Here is a 1,109-nt window from a genome sequence, read left to right as displayed (position 1 = left end):
CCCTTGTCCTGCTCCTCGTGTCGCTGCTGCTCGTGGGCGGCTGCGCCGGCGGCACCCCGCCCGACGCGGCGCCGGGGCCGGACGACGGCCCGCAGGGGAGCGCGGGGGAGCGCTGGCGGCCCGAGCCGGGGCTGGACTGGCAGTGGCAGCTCAGCGGCGCGCTGGACCCCACCGTGGACGTCCCCGTCTACGACATCGACGGCTTCGACCACCCCGCTTCGGCGGTCGCCGATCTCCACCGCCGGGGACGCAAGGTGATCTGCTATCTCTCCACCGGCGCCTGGGAGGACTTCCGGCCGGACGCCGCGAAGTTCCCCAAGTCCCTGCTGGGCAAGGGGAACGGCTGGGAGGGCGAGCGATGGCTGGACATCCGCCGTACGGAGGTTCTGGGCCCGTTGATGGCCGAACGGATCGACATGTGCAAGAAGAAGGGCTTCGACGCGGTGGAGCCCGACAACATGGACGGCTACCGCAACCCGACCGGGTTCCCCCTCACCGCCGCCGACCAGCTCCGCTACAACCGGCTCGTCGCCCGTCTCGCCCACGAACGCGGGCTGTCGGTCGGCCTCAAGAATGACCTTCCCCAAATCCCGGAGCTGGTCGGGGACTTCGACTTCGCCGTCAACGAACAGTGCGCGCAGTACGAGGAGTGCGCCGAGCTGACGCCGTTCATCGAGGCGGGCAAGGCGGTGTTCCATGTGGAGTACGAGCTGCCGACGCGGGAGTTCTGTCCCGAGGCGAGGCGGCTGAAGCTGAGCGCGATGCTGAAGGAGTACGACCTGGGGGTCTGGCGCCGGGCCTGCTGAGATCCGAGCCCTTTTCGGCGCCCTCAGTTGAAGGGGCGTCGGCCGAGAGCGCGTCAACTGAGGCTCGTCGGCCGGGAGTCCGTCGACCGAGCGCTGTCAGTCGAGAGCCCGTCAGCGTCAGCCGTCAGCCGTCCCGGCCGGGAGTCCGTCGACCGAGCGCTGTCGGCCGAGAGCCCGCCAGCGTCAGCCGTCAGCCGTCAGCCCAGGGTCAGGACGACCAGGGCCGCGGTGCGCGCCGTCTCCGCGAGAGCGCCGAAGACATCCCCCGTGACGCCGCCGAAGCGGCGCACGCAGTGCGCGAGG

General features: G+C 71.1%; 2 protein-coding genes. One reads left to right on the top strand and one right to left on the bottom strand.

Annotation, left to right across the window (positions count from 1 at the left end):
• The coding region (locus ACFXKA_RS43200; protein ID WP_379431942.1) for an endo alpha-1,4 polygalactosaminidase at nt 1-806 on the top strand (806 nt) is incomplete at its 5' end.
• Nucleotides 807-1,003: 197 nt separating this feature from the next.
• On the opposite strand, the gene ACFXKA_RS43195 is transcribed toward ACFXKA_RS43200, so the two are convergent.
• Nucleotides 1,004-1,096, bottom strand: coding sequence for an adenosylcobinamide-GDP ribazoletransferase (locus ACFXKA_RS43195; protein ID WP_379431943.1), 93 nt, complete (start codon nt 1,094-1,096; stop codon nt 1,004-1,006).
• Nucleotides 1,097-1,109: the final 13 nt, after the last annotated feature.

Origin of the sequence: Nocardia sp. NPDC059228 (genome assembly GCF_042754245.1) — a bacterium.
Lineage (GTDB): Bacteria > Actinomycetota > Actinomycetes > Mycobacteriales > Mycobacteriaceae > Nocardia.
Note: the sequence above shows the minus strand (reverse complement) of the source record. Positions and strands in the feature narration are given on the sequence as shown.